Origin of the sequence: Rummeliibacillus pycnus (assembly GCF_002884495.1) — a bacterium.
GTDB classification, from domain to species: domain Bacteria; phylum Bacillota; class Bacilli; order Bacillales_A; family Planococcaceae; genus Rummeliibacillus; species Rummeliibacillus pycnus.
In genome coordinates this window covers 2,012,356-2,030,748 of the sequence record NZ_KZ614145.1, presented here as the reverse complement: position 1 = coordinate 2,030,748, position 18,393 = coordinate 2,012,356, and the positions used below count along the sequence as shown (strand labels likewise).

17 protein-coding genes are annotated in these 18,393 nt (G+C 36.9%); 14 read left to right on the top strand and 3 right to left on the bottom strand.

Annotation, left to right across the window (positions count from 1 at the left end; all coding sequences use genetic code 11):
- The first annotated feature begins 123 nt into the window (after positions 1 to 123).
- The 13 genes from lspA (at position 124) to CEF14_RS10030 (ending at position 14,800) form a co-directional block, all read left to right on the top strand.
- Positions 124 to 600, top strand: a complete 477-nt coding sequence (gene lspA / locus CEF14_RS10090; RefSeq protein ID WP_102692735.1) for a signal peptidase II — start codon at positions 124 to 126, stop codon at positions 598 to 600.
- Entirely contained in the window at positions 600 to 1,511 is a 912-nt protein-coding gene (locus CEF14_RS10085) for an RluA family pseudouridine synthase (protein ID WP_102692734.1), read from the top strand. The genes lspA and CEF14_RS10085 overlap by 1 nt, the downstream gene beginning before the upstream one ends.
- Before the next feature lie 228 nt (positions 1,512 to 1,739).
- Positions 1,740 to 2,279, top strand: coding sequence for a bifunctional pyr operon transcriptional regulator/uracil phosphoribosyltransferase PyrR (gene pyrR, locus CEF14_RS10080; protein WP_102692733.1), 540 nt, complete (start codon positions 1,740 to 1,742; stop codon positions 2,277 to 2,279).
- A 33-nt stretch (positions 2,280 to 2,312) separates the two neighbouring features.
- Positions 2,313 to 3,635, top strand: coding sequence for a uracil-xanthine permease family protein (locus CEF14_RS10075; protein ID WP_102692732.1), 1,323 nt, complete (start codon positions 2,313 to 2,315; stop codon positions 3,633 to 3,635).
- 175 nt (positions 3,636 to 3,810) lie between these two features.
- A complete protein-coding gene (locus tag CEF14_RS10070) occupies positions 3,811 to 4,689 on the top strand; it encodes an aspartate carbamoyltransferase catalytic subunit (protein WP_102692731.1) in 879 nt (292 codons plus the stop codon).
- Positions 4,690 to 4,692: 3 nt separating this feature from the next.
- Positions 4,693 to 5,970 carry a dihydroorotase gene (locus tag CEF14_RS10065; RefSeq protein ID WP_102692730.1) on the top strand — a complete coding sequence of 426 codons (1,278 nt, stop codon included), beginning with the start codon at positions 4,693 to 4,695 and terminating at the stop codon, positions 5,968 to 5,970.
- Entirely contained in the window at positions 5,967 to 7,070 is a 1,104-nt protein-coding gene (locus CEF14_RS10060; RefSeq protein WP_102692729.1) for a carbamoyl phosphate synthase small subunit, read from the top strand. Before CEF14_RS10065 ends, CEF14_RS10060 begins: the two co-directional genes overlap by 4 nt.
- Complete coding sequence (gene carB, locus CEF14_RS10055; RefSeq protein WP_102692728.1) at positions 7,063 to 10,266, top strand: carbamoyl-phosphate synthase large subunit; 3,204 nt, start codon at positions 7,063 to 7,065, stop codon at positions 10,264 to 10,266. Before CEF14_RS10060 ends, carB begins: the two co-directional genes overlap by 8 nt.
- Complete coding sequence (locus tag CEF14_RS10050; RefSeq protein ID WP_102692727.1) at positions 10,263 to 11,039, top strand: dihydroorotate dehydrogenase electron transfer subunit; 777 nt, start codon at positions 10,263 to 10,265, stop codon at positions 11,037 to 11,039. The genes carB and CEF14_RS10050 overlap by 4 nt, the downstream gene beginning before the upstream one ends.
- Complete coding sequence (locus tag CEF14_RS10045) at positions 11,036 to 11,947, top strand: dihydroorotate dehydrogenase (RefSeq protein ID WP_102692726.1); 912 nt, start codon at positions 11,036 to 11,038, stop codon at positions 11,945 to 11,947. The genes CEF14_RS10050 and CEF14_RS10045 overlap by 4 nt, the downstream gene beginning before the upstream one ends.
- Positions 11,948 to 12,655: an orotidine-5'-phosphate decarboxylase gene (pyrF, locus tag CEF14_RS10040; protein WP_102692725.1), complete on the top strand. Its 708-nt coding sequence runs from the start codon at positions 11,948 to 11,950 to the stop codon at positions 12,653 to 12,655. It abuts the gene before it with no gap.
- A gap of 2 nt (positions 12,656 to 12,657) precedes the next feature.
- Positions 12,658 to 13,287 carry an orotate phosphoribosyltransferase gene (pyrE, locus tag CEF14_RS10035; RefSeq protein WP_102692724.1) on the top strand — a complete coding sequence of 210 codons (630 nt, stop codon included), beginning with the start codon at positions 12,658 to 12,660 and terminating at the stop codon, positions 13,285 to 13,287.
- Between the two features lie 577 nt (positions 13,288 to 13,864).
- Positions 13,865 to 14,800, top strand: coding sequence for a VOC family protein (locus tag CEF14_RS10030; protein ID WP_102692723.1), 936 nt, complete (start codon positions 13,865 to 13,867; stop codon positions 14,798 to 14,800).
- A gap of 175 nt (positions 14,801 to 14,975) precedes the next feature.
- On the opposite strand, the gene CEF14_RS10025 is transcribed toward CEF14_RS10030, so the two are convergent.
- A complete protein-coding gene (locus CEF14_RS10025) occupies positions 14,976 to 15,314 on the bottom strand; it encodes a winged helix-turn-helix transcriptional regulator (RefSeq protein WP_102692722.1) in 339 nt (112 codons plus the stop codon).
- Positions 15,315 to 15,419: 105 nt separating this feature from the next.
- On the opposite strand from CEF14_RS10025, the gene CEF14_RS10020 reads away from it, so the two are divergent.
- On the top strand, positions 15,420 to 15,803 hold the full coding sequence (locus CEF14_RS10020) for a RidA family protein (protein ID WP_102692721.1): 384 nt from the start codon (positions 15,420 to 15,422) through the stop codon (positions 15,801 to 15,803).
- Positions 15,804 to 16,186: 383 nt separating this feature from the next.
- Here CEF14_RS10020 and CEF14_RS10015 read toward each other — a convergent pair whose 3' ends face one another.
- Both CEF14_RS10015 and CEF14_RS10010 read right to left on the bottom strand, forming a co-directional pair.
- Positions 16,187 to 17,299 carry a Ger(x)C family spore germination protein gene (locus CEF14_RS10015; RefSeq protein ID WP_102692720.1) on the bottom strand — a complete coding sequence of 371 codons (1,113 nt, stop codon included), beginning with the start codon at positions 17,297 to 17,299 and terminating at the stop codon, positions 16,187 to 16,189.
- Positions 17,299 to 18,375 (bottom strand): GerAB/ArcD/ProY family transporter, encoded by a 1,077-nt coding sequence (locus CEF14_RS10010; RefSeq protein ID WP_102692719.1) that lies wholly within the window; start codon positions 18,373 to 18,375, stop codon positions 17,299 to 17,301. Before CEF14_RS10010 ends, CEF14_RS10015 begins: the two co-directional genes overlap by 1 nt.
- Between the last annotated feature and the right edge of the window lie 18 nt (positions 18,376 to 18,393).

Sequence of the window (18,393 nt, the reverse complement as noted above, 5' to 3'; positions counted from 1 at the left end):
TTGCCTACTCTGTGGAGCTAATTCCACTTCATGCAATATATCATTTTAAGATGATCTGTTTTTTCGCTTCAGGTCATTATATGATAAAATAAGTTAGATTCGGGAGTAAACGGAGGATTTGCTGTGTATAAATATTATGGAATAGCTATTTTCGTGATCATACTTGATCAATTGTCAAAATGGAGTGTCGTCAAAAATATGCATTACGGAGAGAGTATCACATTACTTGATCCTTATTTTGGCTTATATTCACATCGGAATCGTGGTGCTGCATGGGGAATGTTACAAGGCCAATTTTGGTTATTTGCGCTTGTTACACTTGTAGTAATCGCAGGGATTATTTATTACTATCACAAAGAAGGAAAAGGTAAACCATTATTCCAAGTCAGCCTAATGTTATTATTAGGTGGTGCTATTGGTAATTTTATCGACCGTGTATTCCGTGGTGAAGTAGTCGATTTTGTGCATGTAATTATTCCAGTGATCAATTATGATTTTCCAATTTTTAATATTGCAGATGCATCATTAACAATTGGTGTAATTTTACTAATTATGTATATGCTCTTTGAAGATAAACTAACAAAGAAAAAGGTGAAGTAATGTCAGTCACATTTACTGTAACAGAAGAGGTTCAAGGCGAACGTATTGATAAAGCTCTTGCCTCAATGCAACAAGATTGGTCTAGAACCCAAATTCAAGGATTTGTACAAGATGGTCTTGTTGTTGTGAATGGTCAAGCAATAAAACAAAAATACAAAGTACAAGAGGGAGATGTCATTACGGTTACACCTCCTGAGCCAGAACCGCTTGAAATTATAGCAGAAGATTTAAATTTAGAAATTATCTATGAAGATTCTGATGTACTGGTTGTCAACAAACCAAAGGGGATGGTTGTACATCCTGCACCAGGTCACACAACAGGTACGTTAGTAAATGGCTTAATGTATCATTGTAAAGATTTATCAGGTATCAATGGCGTTATGCGCCCAGGAATTGTCCATCGTATCGATAAAGATACATCTGGTCTATTAATGGTCGCTAAAAACGATAAGGCACATGAATCGCTAGTTCAACAATTAGTAGATAAAACGGTTACACGCCGTTATACAGCGTTAGTTCATGGCCATATTCCTCATGATAAAGGGACAATTGATGCACCAATCGGTCGTGACCAAAAAGACCGTCAAAAAATGGGCGTTGTCGATAATGGTAAACACGCAGTAACACATTTCCAAGTAATTGGTCGTTTTGGTGTGGATTATACATTAATCGAATGTCGTCTTGAAACAGGACGTACACACCAAATTCGTGTGCATATGAATTATATTGGGTATCCTTTAGTTGGAGATCCAAAGTATGGTCCTAAGAAGACAATTGATTTTGGTGGTCAAGTATTACATGCTGGTATTTTAGGTTTTGTACATCCAACAACAAAAGAGTATTTAGAATTTGAAGCGCCACTACCTGAAGATTATAAACAGCTACTGGAAGAATTGAAAAAGAACTATTGACATTTTAAGTCCTAGAAGCCTATAATAACTTCAGTGAAAATCTAATATTCACCTTTTAAAGACAGTCCAGAGAGGCTGGAAAGGGATGCGAAGAATGTGAGATTACTGTACGTATATACAGTTTATTTGACATATCTATAAGTATACCTATATCCTCTTGGGCTCTTAGCTCAAGAGGTTTTTTGCTTTAAAAACGAAACTTGTAAGGTAGAGAGAGGAGGCATTATTTTGACAAAAAAGGCCGAGCTTTTAGACCAAGCAGCGATGAACAGAGCGTTAACACGAATTGCACATGAAATTATCGAACGTAACGAAGGGATCGATGAATGTATCCTTGTAGGAATTAAAACAAGAGGTGCATTTCTTGCAAAACGTTTAGCGCAAAAAATTAATATTATAGAGAAAAAGGAAATTCGTTCAGGCGAATTAGATATTTCTCTATATCGAGATGACTTGTCTCTTAAAACTTCAAATGGAGAAGCTCTGGTACAACAAATTGATATTACGTATGATGTGACAAATCAAAAAGTAATTTTAGTAGATGATGTCCTTTATACAGGTAGAACGGTACGAGCAGCAATGGATGCTGTAATGGATATCGGGAGGCCTTCTCAAATCCAGCTTGCTGTATTAGTAGACCGTGGTCATCGTGAACTCCCAATACGAGCAGACTTTGTTGGAAAAAACATTCCAACTGCAAGCCATGAACGAATTGTAGTAAGCATGGTAGAAGTAGATGAACAAGATTTAGTAGCAATTTACGATTAGAGTAAAAGCGTAAAATACGGAGGAAGTTTAGATATGTCAAAAGCTGTTTTAGATATCAATGAAAAGCCTAAATCAGGTCAGTTGATTACATTAAGTTTGCAACACATGTTTGCGATGTTCGGTTCAACAATTTTGGTACCAACATTAACAAATTTATCACCAGCGATTGCGTTATTAACGAGTGGTATTGCCACACTGGTTTTCTTATTAGTAACGAAGTTTAAAGTACCAGCGTATTTAGGGTCATCATTCGCATTTATAGCACCAATTCAAGTAGCAACTCATGCAGGTGGACCTGGTAGTGCCATGATTGGAGCTATGGCCGTCGGATTAGTATACGGGCTTGTATCACTATTCATTTGGAAAACAGGCTATAAATGGATTATGAAAATCTTGCCACCGATTGTAGTAGCACCAGTTATTATGGTAATTGGCTTAGGTTTAGCAGTAACTGCAGTCAATATGGCAATGTACAAAAATGCTAACACGCCAGATGCTGTTTATAGTCTCCCTTATTTTGTAGTAGCTATCGTTACTTTAATTGCAGCAATCATTTGTAATAACTACTTTAAAGGTGTTATCAGTACAATGCCAATATTAATTGGAATGATTGTTGGTTACATCGCATCACTTATTTCAGATGCCGTTTTCGGAACAAACTTAATCGACTTCAACAAAGTCATTGAAGCAAAATGGTTCCAAGCACCTAATTTCTTAATCCCAGGTATTGATTACGACTTTAAGATTACCTCAACATTACTTTTAGCGATGGTTCCAATCGTCATCGTAACCATATCAGAACATATTGGACATCAATTAGTTTTAGGGAAAGTAGTTAACCGTAACTTTATTAAAGATCCTGGTTTAAATCGATCATTACTTGGTGATGGACTTGGTACATTAATCAGTTCACTAATCGGTGGTCCACCGAAAACAACGTATGGTGAAAATATTGGCGTGCTTGTTTTGACTCGCGTATTCAGTGTTTGGGTAATCGGAGGCGCAGCAGTATGCGCTATGATCTTAGCCTTCTCTGGTAAGTTAATGGCACTTGTAGGTACGATTCCTACTCCAGTCCTTGGTGGGGTTTCAATCCTATTATTCGGTATTATCGCGTCAAGTGGTTTACGAATGCTTGTAGAAAACAAAATTGATTTTGATGATAAACGAAATTTAGTGATAGCTTCAGTGATTCTGATTCTAGGAATCGGTGGTGCAAAAATCATCTTCACTGAAACATTCTCAATTCAAGGAATGGCTCTAGCTGCGATCGTGGGGGTTGTTTTAAACCTGATCTTGCCAGGAAAAGCACAGCCGGATATTGAACTTCAAAAAGAAGAAGAACTTTCTAAATAAAAGAACAAATAAACAACAAAACAATAAACCTTTTAAAAGTTGCCCAGAGAGGCACAGAAGGGTGATTCGATACGATAGGCTTGGGGTGAGTACAAGCTTATCATGTCATATCCTTCCTCCGCCTCCTTGGATTTCCAGGGAGGCTTTTTATTTCAACAATACTAGGAGGCACATGATGAAAAATTTACTGTCAATGGAAAATGTATCTAACGAAGAGATCGAAGCAATTTTAAAACGCGCTGCTGAGTTTGAAGCGGGTGCCAAACCACAACTAGAACGAGACTACCTAGTAGCAAACCTATTCTTCGAGCCAAGTACTAGAACAAAAACAAGCTTTGAAACTGCTGAACGCCGCTTAGGGGCAACAGTGATTCCTTTCGAAGCAGGGTTCTCTAGTACATTAAAAGGTGAAACATTGTACGATACAGTGAAAACGTTAGAATCAATTGGTATGGACGCAGTAGTTATTCGTCATAAAAAGGATGCCTATTATGAAGAATTATTAAATGGCATTAACGTATCTGTGATCAATGCAGGAGATGGAGCCGGACAGCATCCTTCGCAATCTTTGCTAGATTTATACACAATTTTCAAAGAGTTCGGGAAATTTGAAGGATTAAATGTTACAATCGCTGGAGATGTATCTCATAGCCGAGTAGCAAAATCAAATATTACAGCACTCCATCGATTAGGCGCCAATGTGAATATCGTTTGTCCACCACAATGGCAAGGTGAGTATGAGGCGCATCATAATTGGGATAATTTGATTGAAACAAGCGATGTGATCATGCTCCTACGTGTCCAACATGAACGAGATGCAGCTTTTGAAGGTTATTCCAATGAAGCATATCATGCACAATATGGTTTAACAGAGGAAAGGGAAAAACGTATGAAAGATGGTGCGATCATCATGCATCCGGCACCTGTAAATCGTGGAGTAGAGATTGACTCGTCACTTGTAGAATGCGAACGCTCACGCATATTTAAGCAAATACAAAATGGCGTTTTTGTAAGAATGGCTATTGTTGAAAATATCTTGAAGGGAAGAAGCTAGAACATGACAAAACTTATAAAGAATGTACAGATGTTGAATGAGCAAGGAGATTTAGTAGCAACAGAAATATTCATTGAGAATGGCAAAATTGCAGCAATCGGTGAACATTTAGATTACTCAACAGATGAAATAATTGATGGAAAAGGTCATGTTATAGCTCCAGGATTTGTTGATGTTCATGTGCACTTACGAGAACCAGGTTTTGAGCATAAAGAAACAATTGCTACAGGCTCTCTATCTGCTGCGAAAGGTGGATTCACAACTATTTGTGCAATGCCAAATACAAAGCCTGTGCCAGATTCAGCAAAAAACTTAAATTTAATTAATGGTTTAATTGAGAAAAGTGCAGTTGTAAGAGTACTTCCTTATGGTTCACTTACTGTGGCACAATCAGGGGATGCAAGAACAAATCTACAAGAGTTGAAAGAACACGGGGCGGTTGCTTTTTCAGACGATGGTGTAGGTGTACAAGCGGCATCAACAATGTATGAACAAATGAAGGATGCAGCAACTATTGGCATGACAGTTGTTGCTCACTGTGAAGATAACTCATTAATTTATGATGGAGTTATGCACGAAGGAAAACGAAATAAAGAACTAGGTTTACCAGGAATCCCATCTATTTGTGAATCCGTACAAATTGCACGTGATGTGCTACTAGCTGAAGCTGCAGGTGCACACTATCATGTATGTCACGTTTCTACAAAGGAATCTGTTAGGGTAGTTCGTGATGCAAAAGCAGCAGGAATCAATGTCACTGCTGAAGTTTGTCCACATCATTTGTTATTAGAAGAAATGGACATCCCATCAGATGATGCTAATTGGAAGATGAACCCACCACTTCGTGCAAATGAGGATTGGCAAGCATTACATGATGGCTTGCTAGACGGTACAATCGATTGTATTGCTACTGACCACGCTCCTCATACACAAGAAGAAAAATGTTGCGGTATGGTGGGAGCTCCATTTGGAATTGTAGGTTTTGAAACTGCTTTTCCACTTTTATATACACAATTCGTTGAAACTGGAAAATGGACATTAAAACAATTAATTGATTGGATGACTGTTAAACCAGCAAAATTGTTCAATTTACCTTACGGAAAAATTGAAGTTGGTACATCAGCCGATTTGATCTTAATTGACTTAGAGAAAAAGAAAGAAGTTAAAGCTGAAGAATTTGTTTCCAAAGGCCGCAATACACCATTTAATGGTTGGGAGGCAAAAGGTTGGCCAATTCTAACAATCTTTGAAGGTAATATTGTATGGGAGGATGCACAATGACAACAAGAAAACTGATTTTAGAAACAGGCGAAGTATTTGAAGGAAAAGCTTTTGGTAGTGAAAAAGAATCTGATGGTGAAGTTGTATTCACTACAGGTATGACAGGTTATCAAGAAACGCTTTCAGACCCATCGTTTTGCGGTCAAATTGTTACGATGACCTATCCATTAATAGGAAATTACGGCATAAACCGTGATGACTTTGAAACAATTACTCCTGCAATCAAAGGTTTCGTAGTTCACGAATTAGCAAAAGCACCATCAAACTTCCGAAATGAAGGAACATTAGATGACTACTTCAAGTTGAAAGACATTCCTGGTATTGAAGGAATAGATACACGAAAACTAACTCGTTTGATTCGTAACGAAGGGGCAGTTAAAGGGTATCTTTCAGCAGCAGGCGTAGAAGTAAATGTAGAAGAAGTAGTAAATCGTCTACGTAACACAACATTTCCAATAGACCAAGTGGCTCAAGTATCTACTAAAAGTGCTTATCCATCTCCGGGACGTGGAAAACGCGTTGTATTAATGGATTTCGGTATGAAACATGGGATTCTTCGTGAATTAAACAAACGTGACTGTGATGTCATTGTTGTACCATATAATACTACTGCAAAAGAAGTTCTAGCTTACCATCCTGACGGTATTATGTTATCGAATGGACCAGGAAATCCACAAGATGTACCTGAGGCAATCGAAACGGTAAGAGGATTAATTGGAAAAGTGCCAATCTTCGGCATTTGCTTAGGGCATCAATTATTCGGACTTGCATGTGGGGCAAAATCATTCAAACTGAAATTTGGACATCGTGGTGCGAACCATCCGGTAAAAGATCTTCGCACAGGTCGTACAGAATTAACTTCTCAAAATCATGGCTTTGCGATTGATAGTGACTCACTTGAAGGAACAGATTTGGAAGTGACTCATGTTGCCTTAAATGATGGAACTTGTGAAGGTTTACGTCACAAGAAATATCCAGTATTCACTGTGCAATATCATCCAGAAGCTTCACCTGGACCTGAAGATCCTAATCACTTATTCGATGAATTTATCGAGTTAATGAATAACAATACTAGAGAGGAGCAAAAACAACATGCCTAAACGTCAAGATATTAAATCCATTTTAGTAATCGGTTCCGGTCCAATTGTTATTGGACAGGCAGCAGAATTCGACTATGCAGGTACGCAAGCCTGTCTATCTCTAAAAGAGGAAGGTTACCGAGTTATTCTGATTAACTCAAACCCCGCAACAATTATGACAGATACTGAAATTGCAGATACGGTTTACATAGAGCCGATCTCACTGGAATTTGTTACTCGTATTCTACGAAAAGAACGTCCAGATGCTATCTTACCTACACTTGGTGGTCAAACTGGTTTGAATATGGCAATTGAGCTTCATAAATCAGGTATTTTAGATGAACTAGGAATTGAAATACTTGGTACAAAATTAGATGCGATTAATCAAGCAGAGGACCGCGACTTATTCCGTAATCTAATGTATGAATTAGATGTACCAACACCGGAATCAGAAATCATTCATAACTTAGCTGAAGCTGAAGCATTTGTTGAAAAAATTGGTTATCCAGTAATTGTTCGTCCAGCCTTTACGCTTGGCGGTACTGGTGGCGGTATTTGCTACAATGAACAAGATCTTCATGAAATTGTTTCATCAGGCTTAAAATATTCTCCAGTAACACAATGCCTACTTGAAAAATCAATTGCTGGCTACAAGGAAATTGAATATGAAGTAATGCGTGACTCAAAAGACAATGCGATTGTAGTATGTAACATGGAAAATGTTGATCCTGTAGGAATTCATACAGGTGATTCGATCGTAGTCGCTCCTTCTCAAACACTTTCTGATCGCGAATATCATATGTTACGTAATGTATCTTTGAAAATTATTCGCGCTCTAGGGATTGAAGGTGGTTGTAACGTTCAACTTGCACTAGATCCAAATAGCTTTAACTTCTATATTATCGAAGTAAACCCTCGTGTATCCCGCTCATCAGCTCTTGCTTCAAAAGCAACAGGGTATCCAATTGCCAAACTAGCTGCCAAAATTGCAGTAGGTTTAACACTAGATGAGATGATTAATCCAGTAACAGGAAAAACTTATGCTTGCTTCGAACCAGCACTTGACTATGTTGTAGCTAAAATTCCACGTTGGCCATTTGATAAATTTGAAACGGCAAAACGTAACTTAGGTACTCAAATGAAAGCAACTGGGGAAGTTATGGCAATCGGTCGTAATTTTGAAGAAGCTATGTTAAAAGCTGTTCGATCATTAGAAACAGGTCATAAACATATAGAAATGAAAAATGCTGAAGAACTATCGGATGCATGGATTGAAAAACGTGTAAAAAAAGCAGGAGATGAACGTCTGTTCTTCTTGGGCGAAGCGCTTAGAAGAGGTGTAACAATCGAACAAATCCATGAATGGAGCAAAATCGATTTATTCTTCTTAGATAAATTCAAAAATATCATTGATTATGAAACTACTTTAAAAGAAAACCCACAAGATATTGAAGTTTTACGTCATGCAAAGAAAATTGGTTTTGCAGATGAAACAATTGGCAAACTATGGGGTATGACAGAAGGAGAAGTATACGACTTCCGTAAAGAACATGGTATTATTCCAGTTTACAAGATGGTCGATACTTGTGCAGCAGAATTCGAATCCGAAACACCATACTTCTATGGCACATACGAAGATGAGAATGAATCAATTCGCTCTGATCGAGAATCGGTGATCGTACTTGGCTCTGGTCCAATTCGTATCGGACAAGGGGTTGAATTTGACTATGCAACTGTACATTCTGTATGGGCAATTCAAGAAGCAGGATACGAAGCAATTATCATCAACTCAAATCCAGAAACCGTATCAACAGACTTCTCTATTTCAGACAAACTTTACTTTGAACCATTAACAATTGAAGATGTAATGCATATTATCGATCTCGAACAACCAAAAGGTGTTGTCGTTCAATTCGGTGGTCAAACAGCCATTAACCTTGCAGATAAGTTAGAAGCGCGAGGTGTGAAAATTTTAGGTACATCCCTTGACGCAATCGACCGAGCAGAATCACGTGATCGTTTCGAGGAAGCTCTTCATGAATTGGGTATTCCTCAACCAAAAGGTAAAACAGCTACAAATACACCACAAGCAATCGCAATCGCTGAAGATATAGGCTACCCAGTCCTAGTTCGTCCTTCTTATGTATTGGGAGGACGTGCAATGGAAATTGTCTACAACACAGATGAGTTAAAACACTATATGGAGAATGCGGTTGAAGCATCTCCTGAGCATCCAGTATTAATCGATCGTTACTTAACTGGTAAAGAAATTGAAGTCGATGCAATTTGCGATGGAGAAAATGTTCTAATCCCAGGGATTATGGAACATATCGAACGTGCAGGGGTTCACTCAGGTGACTCAATAGCAGTATATCCACCTCAAAACTTATCACAAAAACATATAGATACATTGGTGGATTATACAACAAGACTTGCAAAAGGTTTAGGAATTATAGGGTTGATGAATATTCAATATGTAATTTCAAAAGATGTTGTCTATGTAATCGAAGTAAACCCACGTGCATCACGTACAGTCCCATTCCTAAGTAAAATTACGAATATTCCAATGGCAAATGTTGCAACAAAAGCTATTCTAGGTCAATCCATTACACAACAAGGTTATCCAACTGGTTTAGCTCAAGCAAAAGATGGAGTGTTCGTAAAAGTCCCAGTATTCAGCTTTGCTAAACTACGTCGTGTTGATACAACATTAGGACCTGAAATGAAATCAACAGGTGAAGTTATGGGGAAAGACAGTACGCTTGAAAAAGCACTATATAAAGGTTTTGTTGCAGCAGGCATGAAGATAGAAGATCATGGTGCAGTATTAATGACTGTTGCAGACAAAGATAAAGCAGAAGCCATTGCACTTGCAAAACGCTTTGTTGAAATTGGCTACTCAATTCTAGCAACACCAGGTACAGCAGAAGCATTGAAACAAGCTGGTATCCAATCAACTGTAGTAGATAAAATTGGCTCAAACGGTCCAACATTATTGGATGTTATTCAAAATGGTAATGCTCAACTAGTGATCAATACACTTACTAAAGGAAAACAACCAGCACGTGATGGCTTTAGAATTCGTCGTGAATCAGTAGAAAATGGCGTTGCTTGTCTAACTTCCCTTGATACAGCAGAAGCAATTTTACGTGTAATTGAATCGATGACATTCACAGCTAGTGCTATGCCAAAAGCAGAGTTAGAGGTGCACGCATGATTAAACAAGAAAGAATGAAAGTAGTTCGTCATAAACAAATAGCAGACGATATTTTTGAGCTGACCTTAATTGGTCAGCTTTCCCTTGAAATGAAACAACCTGGTCAGTTCGTACACATTCGTGTTTCAGATAGCTTTGAACCATTACTTAGAAGACCCATTAGTATATGCTCAATTGATCCAGAACATATGGAATTTACAATGCTCTATCGTGCTGGTGGACGTGGTACAAAAATACTTTCTTTAAAACAACCTGGTGATGAAGTCGATGTACTAGGACCATTAGGAAATGGATTCCCGGTGGAAGAGGCTGAAACAGGTGAAACAGCATTACTTGTTGGAGGAGGAATAGGTGTACCGCCGTTATATGAACTTTCGAAACAGCTTAATGCAAAAGGTGTTCGGACAATACATGTATTAGGGTTCCAATCCATCAATAATGTCTTTTATGAGAAACAATTTAGTGAACTAGGTGACACATATATTGTGACTGCTGATGGAAGCTACGGATCAAAAGGGTTTGTTACTGATTTATTAGCACAGCTTAACCCTGAATTTAATGTTTTCTATAGCTGTGGTCCAATTCCAATGCTAAAAGCGTTAGAGCAAGCATTTCCTGATAAAAAAGGATTCCTATCTTTTGAAGAACGAATGGGCTGTGGTATAGGTGCTTGTTATGCTTGTGTATGTGAGACAACAGATGCTGTAGCAAAGGATTATTTAAAAATTTGTTCAGATGGTCCTGTCTTTCCGAGAGGAGTGGTTGCACTATGAATCGATTACAAGTAGATTTACCTGGTTTAACATTGAAAAACCCCATCATTCCTGCATCAGGTTGCTTCGGTTTTGGTCAAGAATATGCAAAATTATACGATCTTTCCAAATTAGGTGCTATTATGATCAAAGCGACAACATTAGAAACAAGAAAAGGAAATCCAACGCCTCGTGTAGCAGAAACCTCTTCAGGTATGTTAAATGCCATTGGCCTACAAAATCCAGGTTTAGCCCATGTAATGGAATATGAATTACCATGGTTAGAACAATATGATGTACCCATCATTGCAAATGTAGCTGGAACAGAAACTGCTGATTATGTAGCTGTCGCAGAAAAAATTTCAACGGCTCCAAATGTGAAAGCTCTAGAACTTAATATCTCATGTCCAAATGTAAAATGTGGTGGTATTCAATTTGGTACGGATGCAAAAACTGCTAGCGAATTAACAGCTGCTGTCAAAGCTGTATCAAATGTTCCTGTATATGTAAAACTATCACCTAATGTTACAAATATTGGAGAGATTGCAAAGGCAGTTGAAGCAGGTGGTGCGGATGGTCTAACAATGATTAATACATTAATCGGAATGCGGCTAAATCCCATCACTGGAAAACCAGTTATTGCCAATGGAACTGGAGGATTATCAGGTCCAGCTGTAAAACCGGTTGCTATACGAATGGTGTACGATGTAAGCCAACAAGTGAAAATTCCAATCATTGGTATGGGCGGTATTACAAATGCTGAAGATGTCATTGATTTCTTATCTGCGGGTGCAAGTGCAGTAGCTGTTGGTACTGCGAACTTTGTAGATCCTTTTGTATGTCCGAATATCATTGATGCACTCCCTCATAAATTAGATGAATTAGCCTGTGAAAAACTAACGGATATTATGGGAAGGAGCCACCGATAAATGACACATAAGCCGATGATCGCATTAGATTTTCCATCAGAAGAGAGAGTTTTTAACTTTCTCTCTCAGTTCGACGAGCCATTATTTGTGAAAGTTGGTCTAGAACTCTATTTACAAGAAGGCCCATCCATTATAAAAAAAATAAAAGAGCTTGGTCATGAAGTGTTTTTAGATTTAAAACTTCATGACATTCCAAACACTGTTAAGTCTGCCATGAGAGGTTTAGCAAAATTAGGTGTGGATGTTGTAAATGTTCATGCTGCTGGTGGAAGTTTGATGATGAAAGCAGCACTTGAAGGATTACAAGAAGGTACTCCTGATGGTAAGAAGCGCCCATCATTAATCGCAGTAACACAGCTTACATCAACTTCAGAAGAGCAAATGCAGCAAGAACAAAAAATAGGAACTACACTAGAAGAATCTGTACTTAATTATGCAAAGCTTGCAAAAGCATCTGGACTTGATGGAGTAGTTTGCTCTGTCTTAGAAGCAAAAGCAATCGAAAAAGTATGTGGCAAGGAATTTCTGAAGGTTACACCAGGGATTCGCTTATCAGGCGGTGCTTCACATGACCAAAAACGTGTGGCAACACCTGCATTCGCAAAAGAAAATGGATCAACACATATCGTAGTGGGACGCGCAATTACACAAGCGGATGATGTAGTAAAGGCGTATCACACAGTACAAGCACAATGGGGAGGACAATAAATATGACAATTCAAAAAGAAGTAGCACAAGGATTATTAGAAGTAGGAGCAGTAGAACTAAGTCCGAATGACTTATTTACTTGGGCATCAGGAATTAAATCACCAATTTACTGTGATACTCGACTAACAATCTCATACCCTAAGGTTCGTAAAACAATTGCAGCTGGTCTTGCTGAATTAATTAAAGAAAACTTCCCTGAAACAGAAGTTGTTGCGGGTACAGCTACAGCCGGTATTCCACATGCCGCTTGGGTAAGTGAAATTTTAGATTTACCAATGGTTTATGTGCGTTCAAAACCCAAAGATCATGGTAGAGGTAATCAAACAGAGGGTAAATTACGCGAAGGACAAAAAGTAGTTGTTGTAGAAGATATCATTTCAACTGGAGGTTCAAGTATTACTGCAGTAGAAGCACTTCGTCGAGAAGGAGCAGAAGTTTTAGGGGTTGTATCCGTTTATTCTTATATGTTGCCTCGTGCACAAGAAAACTTTGATCAAGTAGGAGTACCATATAAAAGTCTATCAAACTTTGAAGCGTTAGTACAAACTGCCAAAGAAAATGGTTCTATCCAAGAAGAAGATATTCCAGGATTATTACAATGGCACGCTGATTTAAAAGCAGGAAAACTATAATATCTCTTTACAAAGTAGATTAATTAGAATAATAATTTAAAGAAGATTTCATGGCTGTAGACAAACACGAAGAATTTCGAGTTTGTCTACAGTTTTTTCTTTAAAAAATAGATTGTATGTGAGGTAATTTCACAATTCGAAGAAGCGGAAGATGATGCATGGTGACTCCTGTGGGAAAACGGACTAGACGAGACCCCGCAGGAAGCGAAGCGTACGAGGAGGCTCGTCAGTTCGCCCACGGAAAGCGGAGCTAATTCCACTTTATGTAATAGCAGATATATACTATTGAAATTTATATTATTTCATTTTTTCAGTAGGCACAAGAGAGACAGGTGAGACCCCGCAGTACTTCCGAGGAGGCTCACCGCTTGCTCACGGAAAGCACCATCTAGATCGGTATATGATGGGGATAGTATAGTTAAATAATAATCTGAATTATTAGATTGAATATTTAGACGATAGATCTATGAAATTGATTCAAGTAAAATCCCTCATAATTTGCCATGTATTAATTTTTATATTAAAATTGTATAAAACCTATTGAAAAACTAAGGATTAAAGAAGAGGGGTTTTATAGATGATTGAAAAATTAGATGAATCTTTTCCTCAATATACAATTGATGCTGCAACTTCTGTAGAACGGGTCGTTTTAAAAGTAATCGATTTAACAAGACAAATCGATTTTTATGAACAAGTAGTGGGGTTAACATTACTTGGTAAGACAGAAGACTTTGCCTATTTAGGAGCAAAAAATGATACAAAAGTTCTTTTAGAATTAAGGAAGACAGCTGAAAAAATTCAACCTGCTAAAAGTACAGGCTTATTTCATATCGCCTTTCTTGTTCCAAGTAGAGAAGATTTTGCTACGAAATTCTTTGAGATACTTCGCAACAAAGAAACAGTAGATAGTCCATTAGAACAAGTAAACCGTTTCCCACATTTTGAACGTATTATTCCAATAGCAAAACTTGATAGTGCAAGTGATCATGGATATAGTGAAGCATTCTATCTATCTGATGTTGAAGGTAATGGAATTGAAATCTATGCTGATCGGCCACAAGAGGATTGGGATAAGTATCCTGAGGGAAGTAATCCACTAAATTTTAAAGAGCTTTCTAATATTGCTCAATTTGAAACAGATGGGAAGTTACCACAGGGGACAACTATTGGGCATGTACACCTGCGAGTTGATGATTTAGAAAAAACATTGGCTTTTTACAACGAAGTACTAGGCTTTGAATCTCAACTAGTATTAAATGATGCTTTCTTTGTTTCTGCAGGAGGCTATCATCACCATATTGCTGGTAACACTTGGTCAGGAAGCAATGTTGCTCGTCCACTTTCTATGCATAGTGGATTACAAGAAGTACAATTTCAACTTCCAACAAAAAAAACTTATTTTGAGATGAAAAATCATGTAAAACAATTTATTCAAATCCAGGACCTAGAAAATTATTTTGTAGTAGCTGACCCAAGTGGGAATCGTTTAGTTTTCTTAACAGGGGTGAAATGAGCTAGTAAATTTAAAAAGAGTACTACTTGTGTAATAAACAAGTACTACTCTTTTTAGTTTGTATTAACTGGTTTGTTAAACTTTGATTTAATAATGATTAATTGCTCTCGTAAAAATGCTTCCACGTTTTTGGAACGGATGATGCTATTAATTTCATCAGCTATACAGAAGGAGATTAATTATTGCTGTTTTTTTCTCCCCACTCACATAATTGTTCCAAAACAGGTAATAGGGTTTCTGCTTTATGTGTGAGACTGTACTCAACTTTAGGAGGAATTTGAGGATACTCTTTGCGTCTAACAATCCCATCCTCTTCCAATTGTTTGAGTTGTGAACTCAATGTTTTAAAAGTAATAGCTTCTATTTTTCTTTTCAAATCATTAAATCGAACGGGTTGGTTTTCTGCCAGAAGGTAAATAATAAGCATTTTCCATTTGCCACCAATCACTGAAATTGTATAACCAAAAGGGGTCTCTTGAACATTACCTTTTTCTTTATAGTCAGCCATACTCATATTTACACTATCCTTTCAGGTAGTATCTATCAAAAAAGTGCGTACTATTTTTTTGTTTGCGTTCATTTTATACTGACATTACATTGAAGTAAAGGAGAGGAAAAAATGACTATTGTTAAAACCTACGATCACGGTCTTTGGGATCACGGTATTACCCAAGGTTACAGCGTCAACGGCACTATCTATATTTCAGGACAATTTTCCCACGATATGGATGGTTCGTTCTTTGGCGAGGGTGATATCGAAGTACAGACCCAACAGACGTTTGGAAATCTCGATCGAGTACTGGAGGGATTTGGTGTCACAAAGTCCAATCTCGCCTATATGGAAATCTATTTAACAAATGCGCAAGAACATTCCGAACCAGTCCTCAGGCTGTTCAAGGAATACCTAGGTCAACATCGACCGGCCGGCAGCCTCATCGGCGTGAATTACTTGGCATTCCCAGAGCAACTGATTGAAATCAGCGCCATCGCACACACCAATTAAGTAAACTACATTTTAAAATTAAAGTAATCATGTCAAGCTCAGTTCTTTATGCGATTTTTGAAGTAAGCTAAGAAATTTAAAAGGGGAATCTACTTGATTGAACTAACCCCCGAATAGTAGACACTTTTAGAAAAAGCGGACCTATTCGGGGTTTTTATGTTGCTGGGCGGGCTCCATGCCACCTATTATTGATGTTCAACTGGGATGTTCTCTTGGGCAATCGGGATTATTGACAAGGAATTAGAAGAAAAGCGATCTATGTAATTTTGGCAGCAATTGAAATGAAGATGAAGCCACTTCAATGTCTGCCTATTTAACGCCCTTAATATTCAGTGTATTGTCCGCAAATGTTGGCTCAATCTGGTAATACTCAAATAGGAGCATTATTTTAAAGTACCCGTGCTAAGTATTGAAGTTTCTACATGAACATCCACATTTAATTTACTAATTGTTTGCTTAGTCATCTCTTTTGTCCATTTTCCATTGTGATACATTCGGAAATTTTCACTTAGACCGATTGGATCAATTTTCATTTCTTTAAGTTTTGCTAAAAATTGTTTAATATCTGTTTCGACTTCTTTATTTACTTCATCTTCAAGGATGGTTAGATTTTGTCTATTTTCTAATTTATTTTTTAATTTTCCTTTATATTCACTGAGAATTCCTTCAATTTTCAATGTAATAGTTAGTCTTGGGGAATTCATGTTTTTATTACTCTTTATTTTCACCTTACTTTTAATTAAATCTAACATAATTTTCTCCTCAGTGTCTCTATTATTCAACTTTAAATATAGCGGAGACAGATTTTTTTTTCCTTGTAAAGCTTGAATGATGAGTGCTTCGTTTGGAGATATTGTTTCAAATAAATGACCGTTTCTAAATAGTGCGATATTCTCAATATCAATTTTACTGTCTTTTTTGATTAACATAGGAAGAATTGGATCAAATACTGGATTAGTTGAGGTGTACATAAAACTATGGATGTCAGTATTTGGATTAAAGGCCGTCGTCACACTAGGATGTAGTAAATCTTTTAAATAATAGATAACACTTTGCTTGTCTGGGTACTGTCCCTTCAATATTTCTTCTCCACTCCCTTTTACAACAGCAATATAAACTTTGTTCCCAACTTGAGGATTCCTGTATAAATACTCAATAATATCCCTTACTTTTGCTTGTCTTGCAAAATCATCATTAATAAGTACAACACGAAGTTGATTTAATGCCACCTTTTTATCAGAGAGCTTTCCTATTTTCATAATGCCGTTAGAAACGATATCAGTAGTAACTGAAATCGTTTGAATATTCTTTTTAGCTTCGGGAGAATACTGTGGAATTACTACGGTTAACTTTGTTTTGTTTTCTTCAATATAGTCAAATGCCATGACACCAACCATTGCAACATCTTCTAAAGGTACCTTTGATTTATCTTGAGAACATCCTGACAAGAAAAGTATTGAAAAAAATATGGAAATAAATACACTGCTTCGAATCATCATTGCACCTGCTTTTTTCTAAGAAAATATAAAAAGCCTAAAAATATTGGCCAAACAATTAACATGTATCCACCGTAATTACTTACTAAAAATATTTTTTCTTGGGTTGCTTGATCAAAGGGCATCTTCACTAAAAGGAAAATAGCAATCACAAGGAAATATAAATAATTATTTTCTCTTTTAGATGTTAGTATATCCACTCCTTTTTTTGCACTCCATAAATAGACAGTAACTGTAGACAAAATCAAAAATACCCAAAGTGTCATACCGAAAATATCTATTCTTTCAACAAAAGAAAATCCACCAGCTTTGAAGATATTTAATACAGGAAATTCAACATGTTCAAGTTGCCATTCTGAGTTATACATAACACTTACTATAGTAGTTAGAAGACATGTTATGATACTAATCCAGACACCAATTAAAGCATGTTTATAAGCTTTTTGTTGATCTTTAATAAGAGGGAAATAAAACATAATTAGTTCATAACCTAAGATTGTAAAATAGCCTTTTTTGAATGCCTCGAAAAATTCCTGACCATTGTAATTAAATAATGGAAAAATATGATTGAAACTTCCTTTCTCTACTGCCCAATGAGTAAAATAAACCATACCTGTTGTTAGGAAGAAAGTCATAATGCAAAAACGTGCAATGGTTGTAATGCCTCCATTTGTAATATAGATCAATAACAGTAGAAAAAGGATTGTGGGAATAATAATTGTTTGTTCTGGTAGTGCTGTACTTTGTATAAGATGCATGTAGTCACTAATAATACTTGCACAAAAAATGATAAATTGAAGGACGATTAAAACATTAATGCCTTTACCTAATATTTTCCCAAGCAAAATTTCATTGATCTCAAATAAATTCTTATTTGGATATTTTGACACAAGCCAAATCATCTGACCAAGTGTTAGACTTGCGATGATTCCAAAAAAGAGAGGTAGTAGTGCTTGACTGTAACCGACTGAACTAAGTCTTTGAGGTAAAGTGAGTAAACCAGTACCAATCATTGAACTTTGCGCCAAAAAAATAACATGATATTTATTTAACAGTTTTTGATTATTTGTACTCAATAGAAAAACATCTCACTT